The organism is Acinetobacter sp. I-MWF (assembly GCF_025433935.1).
Taxonomy (GTDB): Bacteria; Pseudomonadota; Gammaproteobacteria; order Pseudomonadales; family Moraxellaceae; genus Acinetobacter; species Acinetobacter guillouiae.
Genome location: NZ_JAMBAR010000001.1, coordinates 3,279,686 through 3,296,442 on the forward strand (window position 1 = coordinate 3,279,686; position 16,757 = coordinate 3,296,442).

The following is a 16,757-nucleotide window of genomic DNA, read 5'->3' on the forward strand; positions in this document are numbered from 1 at the left end:
TTCGCAATAAAGGTTAAAAAGGTACAAAATGCACAATTTTTAACAACTTGGCAAGCATTTGTTGGCAATTCATTACGAAGAATGAACATACCTCAAAAACACCAGCTATTGCGAAACTTTTTTACGGCCCTGTCCAATTAAAAAAACTTCTTTTGAACGTGCACGTGAAGCAGCTGGTTTTGCTGTTTTTAACACATCAAAACTATCCACGACTTGCTTTCGGAACTCATCAAAACCAGTTCCTTGGAAAACTTTAACTAAAAACTGCCCTTTTGGTCCAAGAACCTTGTTGGCAAAATCTAATGCAAGTTCACACAAGTAAATCTGGCGAGGTTGATCTACAGCCCTATTACCTGATGTATTGGGGGCCATATCTGAAATTACAACGTCTACAGTGCGTCCATTTAAAATATTTAACAATTTTTCGAAAACTTCTTCTTCTCTAAAGTCACCTTGTAAGAAGGTAACATCAGGTAAAGCATCCATTTCTAAAATATCTGAAGCAATCACTAAACCTTTATCACCGACCAGTTTACCTGCGATTTGCGACCAACTTCCTGGTGCAGCACCCAAGTCCACCACGGTCATCCCTGGTTTAATCATTTTGTGTTTTTCTTGAATTTCAAGAAGTTTATATGCAGCACGAGCGCGGTAACCTTCTTTTTGTGCTTTTTTCACAAAAGGGTCATCTAAATGCTCTCTCATCCACGCACGACTACTTTTGGATAACTTCTGGTTGGTAATGCGTGTAGCCATAACTCTCTTGATCTAAACCGATAACTAACTTCTGATTGTACGTGAAAAAAATTCTCATTGCAGTATTCATATTGATTTAAATCGACAGATATTGATATGTTTTTTTGAATAAGCTTCATCGATTATTTCTACAGAATTTACAGCGTAGTGATATGGCTTTTGTTATACTAAGTCGTTTCTAAAATTAGGTTATCTTTTATGGCGGCTCTATCTATCCAAGAACGTAAACGTTTACGTCAAATCGGACATGCGTTAAACCCTGTTGTAATGCTTGGCGATAAAGGCTTGACTGAAAGTGTCGTTGAAGAATTAAACCGTGCTTTAAATGATCACGAGTTAATTAAAGTCAAGGTTACAGGTGAAGACCGCGAAGCACGTGCTGCAACGATTACTGAAATTGCCAATGTCACTGGTGCGGAAGTTGTTCAAACAATTGGTAAAATTGCATTGCTTTATAAAAAGGCTGCGAAACAAAATCCAAAATTGTCTAATTTAGTTCGCCACGCTCATCTTTCAAATTAAGATTTATTTTCATGGCAAGTTTCGAACTGAATGCATTTGATCGTCGTTTTCAAAGTATCTCCCTAGTTGGTGCGATTGAACAAATTAGCCCATATACACTCAATGTCGGTTATTGGTTAAGAGATCCCAATCAATTCATAATTTTTCCTGAACTGGTTACAGCAAATCCACGTCAGGATTTCCTTTGGGAAAATACCTGTTTTGAGATTTTTATTGGTGTGCAAGGTGAAGATTATTATCGTGAAATTAATCTATCCCCTTCTCAAGCTTGGCAAGCTTACCAATTTGAAGAATATCGTTATCCTGAAAATATGCCACCAGTCGCTGCTTATGACATTGAATTAAACCAGTTAAAGCGCACGCATTATGGATTAAATGTCAGCATAGATCTTAGCGAGTTCATGCTTGCCAATAAATTAAAATGGTCAGACTTATTTTTGGGTTTAAGCGCTGTTTTAAATACCACGCAAGGTCAACATTTCTTTGCCATGCAACACAGTGGCCAACAAGCCGACTTTCACAATAAACGTGATTGGTTACATACATTTTAAAATACGCTTATGTAAACTGTGCTTGAAAATAAAAAAGTGAGGCAACTAGCCTCACTTTTTTTTTGCCATTTCTCTTAAAAATGGCCTTCCTCAAAATATAAGCTTTACATATCTTATTGTTTTGTAGTTACTTTATTCCAAACTTCTAAAGTATGATCTTTTGAACGCTTTAAAGTTTCAGTTAACTGTACTTTATGTTTGCTCGAAATTTGTGAAACATCTTCACGAATTTCTTTACCAACTTCAGTTAACTCTTTCACTAAAATGCTTAATTCTGCTTTTAAGAAATCAGCCAATTCAACCAAATCTTTTTGTGAAGTTGAAAATTGTGATTTGATCACATCAAGACGTTGTACCAAATCTTGTTTAAAGTTTTGTACTTGATCTTGAACTTGCTCAGTTAATTGCTCTGATTCTGCTTCAAGTTTAGTTTTAGTTTCGGTAACCGCTTCAGCAACTTTTTGCTGTGCTTCTTTACCTAACTTCTCTAAATTTTCTGTAGTTTCAGTCACAACTTCTTTCAAAGCCGCAGTCTCTTTTGTTACTTTATTTGTAACAGTTTCTTTAGATATAGTCATATTGATTCCCCCTGGAATGTGAGTCAATAAGATACATTGAAAGGATAAATTTTAGATTTTGATTTGTCTGACAATATTTAAATACTTACAATTTCAAACAATTCACTTTAAAAGCAGAATTAATGCTAAATAGCAAGGTATTTATCTTAGATTATCCCTCGAAATAAAATAGACTTTCGAGAGGCTCATGCGTATAATGCGCTGTTAAGTTACAAGCGAGCAGACAAGAGGAGGGTAGGATTTAGTAAGCCTTCCTTTTTTTTCGTCTACTCGCTTTTTTACAGCCCTATTTTTGTGGTTTTAGTTCAGGAGCTATGGTTTGAGCACCCCCGCCATTTTAGCCCTTGCTGACGGTACTGTTTTTAAAGGTACATCGATCGGCGCTACGGGAAGTACGACTGGTGAAGTCGTTTTTAACACTGCCATGACTGGTTATCAAGAAATTTTGACCGACCCTAGTTATGCACAGCAACTTGTAACTTTAACTTATCCTCATATCGGTAATACTGGTTGTAATGAAGAAGACGCTGAATCAGGTCGAATTCATAAAGTTTGGGCGAATGGTTTAATCATTCGTGACCTACCGTTATTACACAGCAATTTCCGAGCTACTCAGTCTCTTGGCGAATATTTACAACAACATAATGTCGTTGCCATTGCAGATATCGATACTCGTAAACTGACACGTATTTTACGTGACAAAGGCGCACAAAACGGATGCATTCTTGCCGGCGATAATATTACTGAAGAAGAAGCTATTGCAAAAGCACGTGCCTTTGGTGGTCTAGATGGTTTAGACCTTGCGAAAGAATGTTGTGACCCAGAAGGTTTTGAATGGACCGAAGGCTCATGGACATTGGGCCAAGGCTTTTCTCAACCAGAAGCAAAATTTCATGTTGTTGCATACGATTATGGTGTCAAAACCAACATCTTACGTATGCTTGCAGACCGCGGATGTAAATTAACTGTTGTTCCAGCACAAACACCTGCTGAAAAAGTATTGGCGTTAAATCCAGATGGCGTATTTTTGTCAAATGGACCTGGCGATCCAGCAGCATGTGATTATGCAATTGCAGCAGTAAAAACCATTGTTGAAACTACAAATCTACCTGTTTTCGGTATTTGTTTGGGTCATCAAATTCTAGCTTTAGCTTCTGGCGCTAGAACTGTGAAAATGCCACATGGTCACCACGGTGCAAACCATCCTGTACAAAACCTTGAAAATGGTACAGTGATGATTACTTCTCAAAACCATGGCTTCGCAGTAGATGCAGAAACTTTACCTGCAAACCTCAAAGCTACGCATAAATCTTTGTTCGATCAAACCCTACAAGGTATTCATCGTACAGATAAACCTGCGTTTAGCTTCCAAGGTCACCCTGAAGCAAGCCCTGGTCCACATGACTGTGCCCCATTGTTCGATCATTTCATCGAACTTATTGAAGCATCTAAGAAGTAATTAAGGAAGCGATCATGGCTAAACGTACAGACATTAAAAGCATCTTAATTATTGGTGCGGGTCCGATTGTCATCGGGCAAGCATGTGAGTTCGATTACTCAGGTGCGCAAGCATGTAAAGCCCTTCGTGAAGAAGGCTACCGTGTTATTTTGGTGAACTCTAACCCAGCCACCATTATGACTGACCCGACTATGGCAGATGCAACGTATATCGAACCGATTACGTGGCAAACTGTTGCACAAATTATTGAAAAAGAACGCCCAGATGCGGTTCTTCCAACAATGGGTGGTCAAACGGCATTAAACTGTGCATTGGCACTAGATGCCAACGGTATTTTAGAAAAATACAATGTTGAATTGATTGGTGCGACCAAAGAAGCCATCGAAAAAGCGGAAGATCGCAAACTTTTCGATATCGCAATGCGCAAAATTGGTTTGGAATGCCCACGTGCTGATGTTGCAGAAAGCATGGAACATGCGCTTGAAATTCAAGCCCGTTTCGGCTTCCCTGTGATTATCCGCCCATCATTTACGATGGGTGGTTCAGGTGGTGGTATCGCCTATAACAAAGAAGAATTCATTGAAATCTGTGAACGCGGTTTTGATCTTTCTCCAACCAAACAATTATTGATTGATGAATCATTAATTGGCTGGAAAGAATATGAAATGGAAGTTGTTCGTGATAAAAACGACAACTGTATCATTGTATGTACCATTGAAAACTTCGATCCAATGGGTGTCCATACAGGTGACTCCATTACTGTTGCACCTGCACAGACACTAACAGATAAAGAGTTCCAATTACTGCGTAATGCTTCATTAGCGGTACTACGTGAAATTGGTGTAGAGACAGGCGGATCAAACGTTCAGTTCGGTATCAACCCGAAAGATGGCCGTATGGTTGTGATCGAGATGAACCCTCGTGTATCTCGTTCTTCTGCGCTTGCGTCTAAAGCAACAGGTTTCCCTATTGCCAAAATTGCAGCAAAACTTGCAGTGGGTTATACCCTTGATGAATTGAAAAATGACATCACTGGTGGAACAACACCTGCATCGTTTGAACCTGCAATCGACTATGTTGTAACCAAGATTCCTCGTTTTAACTTCGAGAAATTCCCACAAGCTGATGCAACACTCACGACACAGATGAAATCTGTGGGTGAAGTCATGGCAATTGGTCGTAACTTCCAAGAATCTGTACAAAAGGCACTTCGTGGTCTTGAAGTCGGTGCTTGTGGTTTCGATGAGAAAATTGCGGTGGGTACTGAAGGCGCGAAAGATAAAATCTTGGTAGAGCTTAAAGTGCCAGGTCCTGAACGTATTTGGTATGTTGCTGACGCATTCCGTCATGGCTTCACATTAGATGAAGTATTTGCTGCAACCAATATCGATCGTTGGTTCTTGATTCAAATCCAAGACATCATTCAGTCTGAAGAACAAATCAAAACTTTAGGTTTTGGTGATTTGAACGCTGACAATATCCGTGCATTTAAGCGTAAAGGCTTATCTGATTTACGTATTGCAGACTTGATGGGCATTTCGCAAAAGCAATTCCGTAAGCACCGTTGGAACTTGGGTGTATACCCTGTTTACAAACGTGTAGATACTTGTGCAGCTGAGTTCGAGTCAGATACTGCTTACATGTACTCAACTTATGATGACGAATGTGAAGCGAATCCATCTAACCGTGACAAGATCATGGTAATCGGTGGTGGTCCTAACCGTATTGGTCAAGGGATCGAGTTCGATTATTGCTGTGTTCACGCTGCCCTTGCAATGCGTGAAGATGGTTATGAAACCATTATGGTCAACTGTAACCCTGAAACGGTTTCAACTGACTATGACACATCTGATCGTTTGTACTTTGAGCCGATCACTTTAGAAGATGTTTTAGAAATCGTACGTACAGAAAAACCAAAAGGTATTATCGTACAGTACGGCGGTCAAACACCTTTGAAATTGGCTCGTGCTTTAGAAGAAGCAGGTGCACCAATTATCGGTACGTCTCCAGATGCGATTGACCGTGCAGAAGATCGTGAACGTTTCCAACAGATGATTCAACGTTTAAATCTTCGTCAACCAAGCAACAGCATTGTTAAATCTGCTGAAGAAGGTATGGCTGAAGCATCTAAAGTGGGTTATCCGTTGGTTGTACGTCCATCTTATGTCCTTGGTGGTCGTGCGATGGAAATCGTATACAATGACGACGAACTTAAACGTTACTTACGTGATGCTGTACAAGCGTCTAACGAAGCACCTGTACTGCTTGACCATTTCCTTGATGATGCAACAGAAGTCGATGTTGACTGTGTATCTGACGGCAAAGATGTGGTGATCGGCGGTATTATGCAGCATATCGAACAAGCGGGTATTCACTCTGGTGACTCAGCATGTTCAATTCCGCCTTACTCTCTTTCTACAGAGATTCAGGATGAAATGCGTCGTCAAACCGTTGCTATGGCGAAAGAGCTTGGTGTGATTGGCTTGATGAACGTACAGTTTGCTGTTAAAGGCAATGACGTTTATATTCTTGAAGTGAACCCACGTGCGTCTCGTACAGTACCGTTCGTTTCTAAATGTATCGGCGAATCATTAGCAAAAGTTGCAGCACGTTGTATGGCGGGTCAATCTTTAGAATCTCAAGGATTCACAAAAGAAATTATCCCAACGCATTTTGCTGTGAAAGAAGCAGTATTCCCGTTCAACAAATTCCCAGGTGTAGACCCGATCCTTGGACCAGAAATGAAATCTACTGGTGAAGTGATGGGTGTTGGTACAACTTTTGGTGAAGCTTTCTATAAAGCTGTGTTAGGCTCTAATGATCGCTTACCAGGTAAACCAACTGAAGGTGAAGTGAAGCACGTATTTATTTCAGTACGTCATTCAGATAAACCTCGTGCCGCGGGTATTGCGAAACAATTGGTTGATTTAGGCTTCAAAATTATCGCAACTGGCGGTACTTATGATGTCATTAAAGAAGCTGGTATTGAATGTGAACGTGTGAATAAAGTAACAGAAGGTCGCCCAAATATTGTCGACCGCTTGAAAAATGGCGAGATTCACCTCATTATCAATACTACAGAAGGTAAACAAGCTCAGCAGGATTCATTCTCAATCCGTCGCTCTGCGCTTCAAGGTAAAGTGTATTACACAACAACCTTGAATGGTGCTGATGCTGTATGCCAAGCTTTAGCAATTAAATTGCCAATGGATGTATATCGCTTGCAAGATTTGCAAACACTAGGTTAATTCGTTTCCGATAAGTCCCGCCATCTTATCGGTGGCGGGCTTTTTTCATTTTATAAACCTGTATTTTTAAAATACTGAACTGAGGGACAACAATGCAACGTTATCCTATGACTCCTGAAGGCAAGGTCGCCTTAGAGAAAGAATTGCAACAGCTAAAATCTGTTGATCGTCCACGTATTATTGCTGCAATTGCAGAAGCACGTGAACATGGGGATTTAAAAGAAAACGCAGAATACCATGCAGCGCGCGAGCAACAAGGTTTTTGTGAAGGTCGTATTCAAGACATCGAAGGTAAACTTGGTGCTTGCCAAGTAATTGATGTTAAAGGACTTGAACAAACAGGTCGTGTGGTTTTTGGTGTGACAGTAACCATTGAGAATTTGGATACTGAAGAAAAGAAAACCTATAAAATTGTAGGTGATGATGAAGCTGACTTTAAGATCAATAAGATCTCAGTGAACTCACCTATTGCGCGTGGTCTTCTTGGTAAGAATGAAGGCGACGAAGCCAAAATCACCACACCACAGGGTGAAGTGGAATATGAAGTGGTGAGTGTGGAATACATCTAATTCACCTGAGTGAATTGCCACAGAACTCTTCATAAATTGAAGAGTTCTTTTGTTTCAAGCATATGATTTATAAATAGAATAAAAATCAGTAATTAAAGCTCTCCCCCTCTTATTTAAAAACGTATTAAACAACCATTGATCATAAAAACGAAATTTAAGTTAAGAATCATTTGATAATGCTATTGATTATAATTATCATTAACAAAAATAAACATTATGCATATTTAATAGGTATTCCCTTATGCAGCAAGTTGTACGATTCACAAAGCATCCACTCTCCCTTGCCTTACACTTGATGCTAAGAGGTACTAAAATTGCCTTACCCGTATTATTACTCTCGGGGCAAGTTGCTCAGGTCATGGCTGAACCAATTGCATCAAGTCATAACGATGTCATAAATGAACAAGTAGAAAAAAGCACCTTACCTACCATTACCGTGATCGCCAATGACGATAAATCGACCTCCTATATAACAAAAAAAGTAGCAATCGGAAAAACACCACAATCCCTAAAAGAAACACCGCAGTCAGTTTCAGTAGTTACTCGTCAACGTCTAGATGACCAAAATATTTCCACCATTGATAATGCTATGAAATATGTCACTGGCATCACTGTTGCACGCTATGATGCAGCAGGAAATTACAATGATTTTTATGCCCGTGGTTATGGCAGTGATACCTACCAAATGGATGGCACAACCTTAAGAACCGATTCTAATGGGACTTATCTAGATCTGTCTGTATTTGACCGTATCGAAGTATTACGCGGCGCTTCTGGTATGTTCAGTGGCGCAGGTGAACCAGGGGTTTCTATTAACTTAGTGCGAAAACGGGCGCTGGCTGATTTTGCTTTAACAGGTAAAGTAAGTGCAGGTTCATGGGAAAATTATCGTGGCGAGGCTGATATTACAGGGAAGCTCACTCAAGACGGCGCATTACGTGGCAGATTGGTCACTGCAGTACAAGACTACGATACCTTTATGAATGGGATTGATGGTAATAAAAAACTCGTCTACAGCACATTGGAATATGACATTCAGGACAATACCACGCTTTCCCTAGGTGCAACATATCAAGATATTAATACCGTATTGTCACGTGGTTTACCGTATGGTCCTGATGGAAAGCTACTGAATATTTCACGCAAAACCAGCTTTGTACAGGACTGGAATAAGCAGGACTTGACCAATACAGAATTATTTGCAGAACTGGAACACCATCTCAACAATGATGGACTGATTAAAGCCACTGTTCGTCAAAGCATACGTGACAATCATGCTAAATATAGCGACCCATCTCAGCCAGATGCCAATGGAGACATGTCCAAATTTAGCGCACTGGCATTTAAGCGACAAGATAAAGACTTAAGTGCAGACATATTTTTCAATACCCCTTTCCTGTTTGCTGGACAGACCCATAATTTCCTGATCGGGGCAGATTACCTGAAAGGTCATTCCAAAACCAATTATTCATCTTGGGGAACACCTCTCACAGGTACCATCAATATTTATCATGACAACCAACATCAGTTCGCTGAACCTGATTTTGACTACGATACCAATGTGAGCAAAGATAAAATAGAAAACTATGGTATTTATAGTCAACTCAGAATCAAACCCTTTGAGCATTGGACACTGGTCGGAGGTGGTCGTGTCAGCTGGTGGAAATCGATATCAACCACCTTGCGTGATAATGGTGTAGATAGCACCAATCCTGCAGCTAAATATGATGCAAAAGCAGAGTTTACCCCTTATGCCGCAGTGCTTTTCGACCTAAATCCGAATCTATCTTTCTACACTAGCTATTCGGAAATCTTTAAACCGCAAAATAACTTTACTTATGATCCTGTGACAGGTGGTAAAGGTAAACAAATTGATCCACGTACAGGCGCTCAAATTGAAGCTGGGATGAAAGCGGCTTTCTTCGATGAGCGTTTAAACCTTTCTTCGGCTATCTATCAAATCGAAGATAAAAACCGTGCAATAACCGATCTTTCCGCGCCTGAAGGATATTCCGTAGCAGCAGGTAAAGCGCGTAGCCGTGGTTTTGAGATCGAAGCGAATGGGCAGATTACCGATAATTGGCAAATTACAACGGGCTATAGTTTTAATCAAAACAAATACTTAGAGGAACCGGATCTAGAAGATCAACCTGTTAGTACATTCACGCCGAAGCATACTTTTAATTTATGGACCACCTATAAGCTGCCTGCATCTTTAGTCGAGGGTGTAAATGTTGGGCTTGGGGTACGAGCAGTGAGTAGTTACTACGATGGCTCTGGTGCAGAACGTGTGCAACAAAATGGTTATACTTTGGCTTCTGCAAGTCTAGGCTATCAAATCAACCCACGTTATAAGTTTGCAATTAATGTGGATAACCTATTTGATAAAAAATATTATGAGAAGGTTAACTATTGGATTCGTCAGAATATGTATGGTTCACCACGTAGTGTGACTGCCAGTTTAAGCTTTAAATATTAATTGCTTTAGAAATAGACTCAACCAAGGTGAAGTGGAATACGACGTGGTCAATGTTAAATATATAAAACGAATAACATGAAACGAATCACTTTTATATTCAGTCATCAATCATTGACTAAGACTAGCAGACTCAAAATATTTTTTGTCAAAACTCAAGATAAAACAGCCAAAGATAGAAAAATTTAAAAACAGTCAGATCAGAATAATCCTGCATTCACCTAGAAAATAACACTGCTCGCATATCCATTTAATCAACATCAAGCATCATCCATACATCGCTCAGATCTTGCGCCAAGCTAAATAAGATACCTCGGCCATATAGACACCAAGAAAACTAGCAATTTTCACCAACTGCTCAAAGTAAATTGCCATTGTTAAATATTTTCTATGCATTACATTGAGGAAAAATTAAAATTCATTGAGGACGAGGATGAAAGCAGGACGAGCAAGTAAAACTGCTGAAGCGGCAGCAGCAATTAGGGCCAATCACCATTTAAATGCCAACGATCCCGTATTCTCTGACCCTTATGCATTTGAAATGACCAATTCACAATGGCGCTTACTTTTAAATAACGCCCTTCTACGTAAAGCGTTAAATTCCAATTTGATGAATCAAACTTTTGGTAAATTGACTGGACAAGTGGTTGGACGTTCTCGCTATACAGAAGATCTTTTAAAGCAAGCGATTGAACATGATCATATTCAACAGTATGTATTGGTTGGCGCTGGTCTAGACTCTTTTGTATTACGCTTGGCCCAGCAATACCCTCAACTCAAAATATTTGAAATTGATCATCCTGATACACAAAGAACCAAATTAGAAAAATTAAAAAAGCTCAGTAATACAGCTGAGCTCCCAAGCAATGTGGAATTTGTAGGGATTGATTTTGAAAAAGAAAAACTGTCTGATGCTTTGGCGCGTAGTGGATTTCAAAATACCCAAGCTGCATTTTTTTCATGGCTGGGCACAACCCATTATTTAACCCCACAAGCAACCCTAGCAACCTTACACAACATTGCAGCCTTTACTGGCAAAAATAGCCAAGTCGTGATGGATTATTCGATTGATTATAGAGCCTTACAAGGTATTGAGCGTTTGGGTAGCTTCGCAGTGTCACAGTTTACCCGTTTCTTAAAAGAGCCGTTGATTGGTGCGTTTTCTTCGCAAGCATTGCATCATGCAGTTGCAATGATGGGTTATCAGGTGGTTGAAGATTTATCAGGTAAAGACATTACCCATCGTTACTTTAACCATCGAGCTGATCATATTCGTCATACCCATGCCACCCATTTGATCCATTTAAAAATAGGTTAATACTTGAATACCAGCCAAGGCATCGCTGAAGAATTGATGTTTAAACCCAATGCACTGAATATTTTTTAATTGCTGATCAAGATCTAAGTTCAATCTAAGGTTACAATACGCGCTCTAGCCTTTGCACTTAAGCTTTTGTACTCCCATGACTGACGCTATTCACTCCCCCGTAAAACACTGGTGCGAATTTGAGTTTATTTCTAAGACTGTGAAAAATCCCAATATTCATATTAAAGGAAATTATTCTTATTATTCGGCATATTGGGATCAGGGATTTGAACGTTGCGTGGTGCGTTATTTGCATGATAAGTCATCAACTGTAGAGAAACCAATTGACCAGTTATATATTGGTAACTTTGTTTGTTTTGGGGCGGAATGTGTGATCATGATGGGTGGCAATCAATTACATCGCCCTGACTGGATTTCTACATTTCCTTTTGATACCCGTAGCTTTTTACCCGCTGGGGATACGGTGATTGGCGATGGTTGTTGGATTGGCAGTCGTGCCATGATTATGCAAGGGGTAACGCTAGGTGAAGGTGCCATCGTTGCTACAGGTGCAGTCGTCACTCAAGACGTGCCAGCGTATGCAATTGTCGGTGGTGTACCGGCAAAAATCATTAAATATCGGTTTTCTCAAGATCAGATTGAAAAATTACAGTCAGTTAAATTGTATGATTTAGATGAGAAGCAAATTCTAAAAATTCGAGAGCGATTACAAAGCGATGATATCAATCAATTGATTGAGTTTTTAAAAGCAGCAGAATAATTTCCTCGGTATAGGTTAATAATCACACAGAAAGAAAAAAGGGCTAAATATCAATTTAGCCCTTTTGCAAAGATTAAAATCTTTTGCTATACATCAGAATTTAACACAACATTTTGCTGTGCATTTTTTAACTTTCGTTGTTTCAGATAATAAGCAAGCATCAAACAAAGAATCCATGCTGGAATCATCATTACCGCAATACGCATATTCTCGGTGAATGACATTACCACCAGAATACCCAACATAAAGATAATGCAAAGATAATTACTGAATGGATAAGCAATACTTGGAAACTTGGTGGTCTGCCCTTGTGTTTGCATGGCTTTACGGAACTTTAAATGCGTCCATGAAATAACCACCCAGTTAATCACAATTGCAGCAACCACCAACATCATCAATAAACCAAATGCTTTTTCTGGAAATGCGTAATTGAGTAGTACACATAAAACTGTGACAAAAGCTGAAACATAAACCGCATTGGTTGGAATACCACGCTTATTAATATGCTTAAGGAACTTCGGTGCATTACCCTGTTGCGCCAAACCAAGTAACATCCGACTACTACAATAACTGGTCCCGTTATACACCGAAACAGCTGCGGTAAGGATGACAAAATTCAGTAAGGTCGCAACACCATGACTATCCAGTGAAGCAAATACCATTACAAATGGGCTACCGCCTTCTGCCATTTGGTTCCATGGGAAAAGTGCAAATAAGATAAACAGTGTTGCAATATAGAAAATCAAAATACGATAAATAATTTGATTGACTGCTTTAGGCAGAGTTTTATCAGGATCACGCGCTTCTGCTGCAGTAATACCAAATAGCTCAATCCCACCAAAGGCAAAAATAATCACAGCCATTGCCATGACTAAACCTTCCACACCAAATGGGAAAAAACCGCCCAATGCCCAAAGGTTACTAATGCTTGCCTGTGGCCCTGCTGTACCTGTTGCAAGTAGATAGGAACCAAAGCCGATCATGGCTAGGATTGCCAAAATTTTGACGATAGAGAACCAAAACTCCATTTCACCAAAAAATTTTACATGCAATAAGTTGATACCGTTGATTAAAACAAAAAACACCAATGCTGAAATCCAAGTTGGGATTTCAGGCCACCAATATTGAATATAAAGACCAATTGCGCTCAGCTCTGCCATACATACCAAAACATTGAGTACCCAATAATTCCAGCCAGACATAAAACCTGCAAATGAGCCCCAGTATTTGTAGGCAAAGTGACTAAATGAACCACTGACGGGTTCTTGAACCACCATTTCACCTAACTGTCGCATCATTAAAAACGCAATAAATCCAGCAATCGCATAACCAAGTATGACTGAAGGGCCTGCAAGCTTAATCGATTGCGAAATACCCAGAAACAATCCTGTACCAATAGCACCACCTAGCGCGATAAGCTGGATGTGCCGATTGCTTAAACCATGTTTCAGGTTTCCTTGCTCATGTTTTGACATATGATTATTCTCATCCTTGTCTCGTAATTTTTGTATTCAAAATTACGTATATCATAAGTTAATCAAAAATGCCTATATCTAATCGAAAAATAATTGATTTACTTTTCTCATAACCGCGCATATAAGCAGAAAATTCAACAAATAACAATTATTATGAATTATGTAATCAAATTATGTATTGCGTAATTAAATATTTTCAGTATGATAGAAATCATAAGACACTAACAACTTGCTTGAGTCATTTGAACAAGGCATCTAAATAGCTTTATATTTACCTGTTTTTCAAATACTTAAGAAAAAATATCAAAGATTTTGATCACCCCTAACAAAATTAAAGACAAGGAAAGCAAATCATGAGCTCACATTTAACTTGTTTTCTTGAAATTGACTCACAATCAGATTTCACAATACATAATTTGCCCTACGGTATTTTTAGTGAAACACCCCAAGGCACAAAACGAGTAGGTGTCGCCATTGGAGATTGGGTCATAGACCTTGCCTACTTAGAGGTACATGGACTATTAGTGATCAATGGACATCAAGATTGTTTTAATCAAGCGACACTGAATAAATTTATAGAAACGGGTAAACACAACTGGCAAAAGGTTCGTACAACATTACAAAGTCTACTCTCTGCTGAAAATCCAACACTTCGTGATGATGTGGTTTTACGCCAAAACGCATTGTTTAAGCAAAATACAGTCACTTTGCACTTACCTATTCAAGTCTCTGGCTATACAGATTTCTACTCGTCCAAAGAACATGCCACCAATGTCGGAACCATGTTTAGAGATCCAAAGAATGCATTGCTTCCAAACTGGAGCGAACTTCCTGTGGGATATAATGGTCGTGCCAGCTCTGTGATTGTCAGTGGCAAAGATATTGTTCGCCCTTCTGGGCAAATCAAATTACCAGATCAAGAACGCCCTGTTTTCTCTGCAACACGTAAACTCGATTTTGAATTAGAAACTGCCTTTATCGTTGGTAAAGCGACTGAATTGGGTGAGCCTATCGCGATTGCAGATGCTTGGGAGCATATTTTTGGTATGGTTTTGCTCAATGATTGGTCGGCACGTGATATTCAACAATGGGAATACGTACCATTAGGCCCGTTTAATGCCAAGACTTTTGCAAGTGCAATTTCACCTTGGGTAGTGACCATGCAAGCACTGGAACCATTTAAAGTCAAAGGTCCAGAACAACAGCCTAAACCACTTTGCTATTTAGAGGAAAATATTGCCAACAGCTATGATATTCACCTCAGTATTGAAGTTCAAAGCCCTCAATCAGCACACGCTGATGTAATTTGCCAAACCAACTTTAAATATATGTATTGGTCAATGGCACAGCAACTCACCCACCACACGATTGCAGGTTGCAATGTCCAAGTCGGTGACTTGATGGGTTCAGGCACAATTTCAGGTCCTACAGAAGATGCTTATGGTAGTTTGCTTGAACTGACATGGAATACCACCAAACCGCTAACCCTCTCGAATGGCGAAAAACGTGGTTTCTTGCAAGATGGTGACCGTGTTGTGATGAAAGGCTATTGTGAAAAAGCAGGGATCAGAGTGGGCTTTGGTGAAGTTGCTAATAGCATTTTACCAGCACGCCAGTTTAGCTTTCATCAAACAGAAGACTTGAGCTATGAAACTGTATAGTTATTTCCGTAGCTCTGCGGCTTATCGGGTTCGGATTGCACTGAACCTCAAACAACTGAGTTATGAAATACAGCCCGTGCATTTGGTCAAGAATGAGCAACTGCTAGAGTGTTACCAAACCGTTAATCCAAGCCAATGTGTTCCAACTTTAGTGGATGAAGATCAAAGCTTTTTACAGTCACTCAGTATTTTGGAATATCTGGAAGAACGTTATCCAGCAATTTCATTATTGCCTGAAAATATCATCACACGTAGTAAAGTACGTGCTTTTGCACAAGCGATCGCCTGCGATATTCATCCATTAAATAATTTAAGAGTCTTAAAGTATTTACAACATGATCTCAGTCTCAGTGACGAACAAAAAAAACACTGGTACCAACACTGGATCATAGCGGGCTTTAACAGCTTAGAAGCCCAACTAAAAGATTCAAATGGGCAATTCTGTTTTGGTACACAACCGACATTTGCAGACTGTTGTTTGATTCCTCAAGTCTATAACGCCAAACGCTTTAAAATTGATTTAAGCGCTTTTGCAAAGATTGAGTCAATTAGTCAACACTGTTTAACCCTTCCTGCCTTCTTCAATGCAGCCCCAGAACAACAACCAGATTGGGAATAGAGATAAAGGAGTTTTATCATGAGCTTTGCGATTAAAAAAATTCACCATGTGGCCTATCGTTGTAAAGATGCCAAAGAAACCGTGGAATGGTATAAAAAAATGCTCAATATGGATTTTATTTTGGCCTTTGCTGAAGACCATGTGCCTTCGACTAAAGCCTTTGATCCGTATATGCATTTATTCTTAGATGCTGGACAAGGCAATGTATTGGCATTTTTTGAACTGCCCACTCAACCCGATATGGGGCGTGACGAAAATACCCCTCAATGGGTTCAACATATCGCATTTGAAGTTGAAGACCTCGATACGTTATTGATTGCAAAAGAGCATCTTGAAACACAGGGTGTTAAAGTTCTTGGTGTCACCAACCATGGCATTTTCCACTCGATTTATTTCTTTGACCCCAATGGTCATCGTTTAGAACTGACCTATAACGATGTGCATGCAGATGCAAAAATCGCACGAATTACCGAAGAAATGAAATTAGAAATGCTGGATGAGTGGAGCCGTACCAAACGTGCGCCTCAACATACTCATTTTTTGCATGAAGACGAATTGGGCGCATAATCATGCTCAATTGAGTATATATGGGTGCCAAAGCCAACTTAGTACTTACTCAGTTTATTAATCGAATGTTTCGTGATTTGGCATCCTAGATCTAGTTGAACACGATATTAAGCAGCTTTAATGGCACACAATGCTCGTTTTGCTAGAGCTTATGTAACCTTCAACTAACAACAGCCATCAGCATTTAAA

General features: G+C 39.6%; 14 protein-coding genes. 11 read left to right on the plus strand and 3 right to left on the minus strand.

The window, feature by feature from the left end; genetic code table 11:
• Positions 1-105: 105 nt before the first annotated feature.
• Complete coding sequence (gene rlmE, locus M2R48_RS15115) at positions 106-756, minus strand: 23S rRNA (uridine(2552)-2'-O)-methyltransferase RlmE (protein WP_004717323.1); 651 nt, start codon at positions 754-756, stop codon at positions 106-108.
• 198 nt (positions 757-954) lie between these two features.
• On the opposite strand from rlmE, the gene yhbY reads away from it, so the two are divergent.
• Together yhbY and M2R48_RS15125 are read left to right on the plus strand one after the other, a co-directional pair.
• Entirely contained in the window at positions 955-1,278 is a 324-nt protein-coding gene (gene yhbY, locus M2R48_RS15120; RefSeq protein ID WP_004717326.1) for a ribosome assembly RNA-binding protein YhbY, read from the plus strand.
• A gap of 11 nt (positions 1,279-1,289) precedes the next feature.
• On the plus strand, positions 1,290-1,829 hold the full coding sequence (locus tag M2R48_RS15125; protein WP_262086617.1) for a DOMON-like domain-containing protein: 540 nt from the start codon (positions 1,290-1,292) through the stop codon (positions 1,827-1,829).
• A gap of 113 nt (positions 1,830-1,942) precedes the next feature.
• Here the strand turns inward: M2R48_RS15125 and M2R48_RS15130 are convergent, their stop codons facing one another.
• Positions 1,943-2,407, minus strand: coding sequence for a hypothetical protein (locus tag M2R48_RS15130; protein ID WP_004823229.1), 465 nt, complete (start codon positions 2,405-2,407; stop codon positions 1,943-1,945).
• A gap of 319 nt (positions 2,408-2,726) precedes the next feature.
• Here M2R48_RS15130 and carA point away from each other — a divergent pair, with 319 nt between their 5' ends.
• From carA to M2R48_RS15160, 6 genes are all read left to right on the plus strand, one after another.
• A complete protein-coding gene (gene carA / locus M2R48_RS15135) occupies positions 2,727-3,866 on the plus strand; it encodes a glutamine-hydrolyzing carbamoyl-phosphate synthase small subunit (RefSeq protein WP_004823230.1) in 1,140 nt (379 codons plus the stop codon).
• A gap of 14 nt (positions 3,867-3,880) precedes the next feature.
• Entirely contained in the window at positions 3,881-7,114 is a 3,234-nt protein-coding gene (gene carB, locus M2R48_RS15140; RefSeq protein WP_262086618.1) for a carbamoyl-phosphate synthase large subunit, read from the plus strand.
• 92 nt (positions 7,115-7,206) lie between these two features.
• The gene (greA, locus tag M2R48_RS15145; protein WP_004717337.1) at positions 7,207-7,683 is read left to right on the plus strand and encodes a transcription elongation factor GreA; all 477 of its coding nucleotides are present in this window, start codon (positions 7,207-7,209) and stop codon (positions 7,681-7,683) included.
• A 241-nt stretch (positions 7,684-7,924) separates the two neighbouring features.
• On the plus strand, positions 7,925-10,162 hold the full coding sequence (locus M2R48_RS15150; RefSeq protein WP_262086619.1) for a TonB-dependent siderophore receptor: 2,238 nt from the start codon (positions 7,925-7,927) through the stop codon (positions 10,160-10,162).
• A gap of 430 nt (positions 10,163-10,592) precedes the next feature.
• Positions 10,593-11,477, plus strand: a complete 885-nt coding sequence (locus tag M2R48_RS15155; protein ID WP_262086620.1) for a class I SAM-dependent methyltransferase — start codon at positions 10,593-10,595, stop codon at positions 11,475-11,477.
• A 145-nt stretch (positions 11,478-11,622) separates the two neighbouring features.
• Positions 11,623-12,246, plus strand: coding sequence for a CatB-related O-acetyltransferase (locus tag M2R48_RS15160; RefSeq protein ID WP_262086621.1), 624 nt, complete (start codon positions 11,623-11,625; stop codon positions 12,244-12,246).
• Between the two features lie 86 nt (positions 12,247-12,332).
• On the opposite strand, the gene M2R48_RS15165 is transcribed toward M2R48_RS15160, so the two are convergent.
• The gene (locus M2R48_RS15165; protein WP_004823234.1) at positions 12,333-13,721 is read right to left on the minus strand and encodes an amino acid permease; all 1,389 of its coding nucleotides are present in this window, start codon (positions 13,719-13,721) and stop codon (positions 12,333-12,335) included.
• Between the two features lie 353 nt (positions 13,722-14,074).
• Here M2R48_RS15165 and fahA point away from each other — a divergent pair, with 353 nt between their 5' ends.
• Genes fahA through M2R48_RS15180 form a run of 3 tightly spaced genes read left to right on the plus strand, consistent with a single transcriptional unit; the run spans position 14,075 to position 16,568 of the window.
• Positions 14,075-15,382: a fumarylacetoacetase gene (gene fahA / locus M2R48_RS15170; RefSeq protein WP_262086622.1), complete on the plus strand. Its 1,308-nt coding sequence runs from the start codon at positions 14,075-14,077 to the stop codon at positions 15,380-15,382.
• A complete protein-coding gene (gene maiA / locus M2R48_RS15175; protein ID WP_262086623.1) occupies positions 15,369-16,001 on the plus strand; it encodes a maleylacetoacetate isomerase in 633 nt (210 codons plus the stop codon). Before fahA ends, maiA begins: the two co-directional genes overlap by 14 nt.
• Positions 16,002-16,019: 18 nt before the next feature.
• A complete protein-coding gene (locus tag M2R48_RS15180) occupies positions 16,020-16,568 on the plus strand; it encodes a VOC family protein (protein WP_262086624.1) in 549 nt (182 codons plus the stop codon).
• The last annotated feature ends 189 nt before the right edge of the window (positions 16,569-16,757 follow it).

Coding starts and splice junctions, on each gene's coding strand:
- rlmE (WP_004717323.1), bottom strand. CDS start 756: ATGGCTACACGCATTACCAACCAGAAGTTATCCAAAAGTAGTCGTGCG.
- yhbY (WP_004717326.1), top strand. CDS start 955: ATGGCGGCTCTATCTATCCAAGAACGTAAACGTTTACGTCAAATCGGA.
- M2R48_RS15125 (WP_262086617.1), top strand. CDS start 1,290: ATGGCAAGTTTCGAACTGAATGCATTTGATCGTCGTTTTCAAAGTATC.
- M2R48_RS15130 (WP_004823229.1), bottom strand. CDS start 2,407: ATGACTATATCTAAAGAAACTGTTACAAATAAAGTAACAAAAGAGACT.
- carB (WP_262086618.1), top strand. CDS start 3,881: ATGGCTAAACGTACAGACATTAAAAGCATCTTAATTATTGGTGCGGGT.
- greA (WP_004717337.1), top strand. CDS start 7,207: ATGCAACGTTATCCTATGACTCCTGAAGGCAAGGTCGCCTTAGAGAAA.
- M2R48_RS15150 (WP_262086619.1), top strand. CDS start 7,925: ATGCAGCAAGTTGTACGATTCACAAAGCATCCACTCTCCCTTGCCTTA.
- M2R48_RS15155 (WP_262086620.1), top strand. CDS start 10,593: ATGAAAGCAGGACGAGCAAGTAAAACTGCTGAAGCGGCAGCAGCAATT.
- M2R48_RS15160 (WP_262086621.1), top strand. CDS start 11,623: ATGACTGACGCTATTCACTCCCCCGTAAAACACTGGTGCGAATTTGAG.
- M2R48_RS15165 (WP_004823234.1), bottom strand. CDS start 13,721: ATGTCAAAACATGAGCAAGGAAACCTGAAACATGGTTTAAGCAATCGG.
- fahA (WP_262086622.1), top strand. CDS start 14,075: ATGAGCTCACATTTAACTTGTTTTCTTGAAATTGACTCACAATCAGAT.
- maiA (WP_262086623.1), top strand. CDS start 15,369: ATGAAACTGTATAGTTATTTCCGTAGCTCTGCGGCTTATCGGGTTCGG.
- M2R48_RS15180 (WP_262086624.1), top strand. CDS start 16,020: ATGAGCTTTGCGATTAAAAAAATTCACCATGTGGCCTATCGTTGTAAA.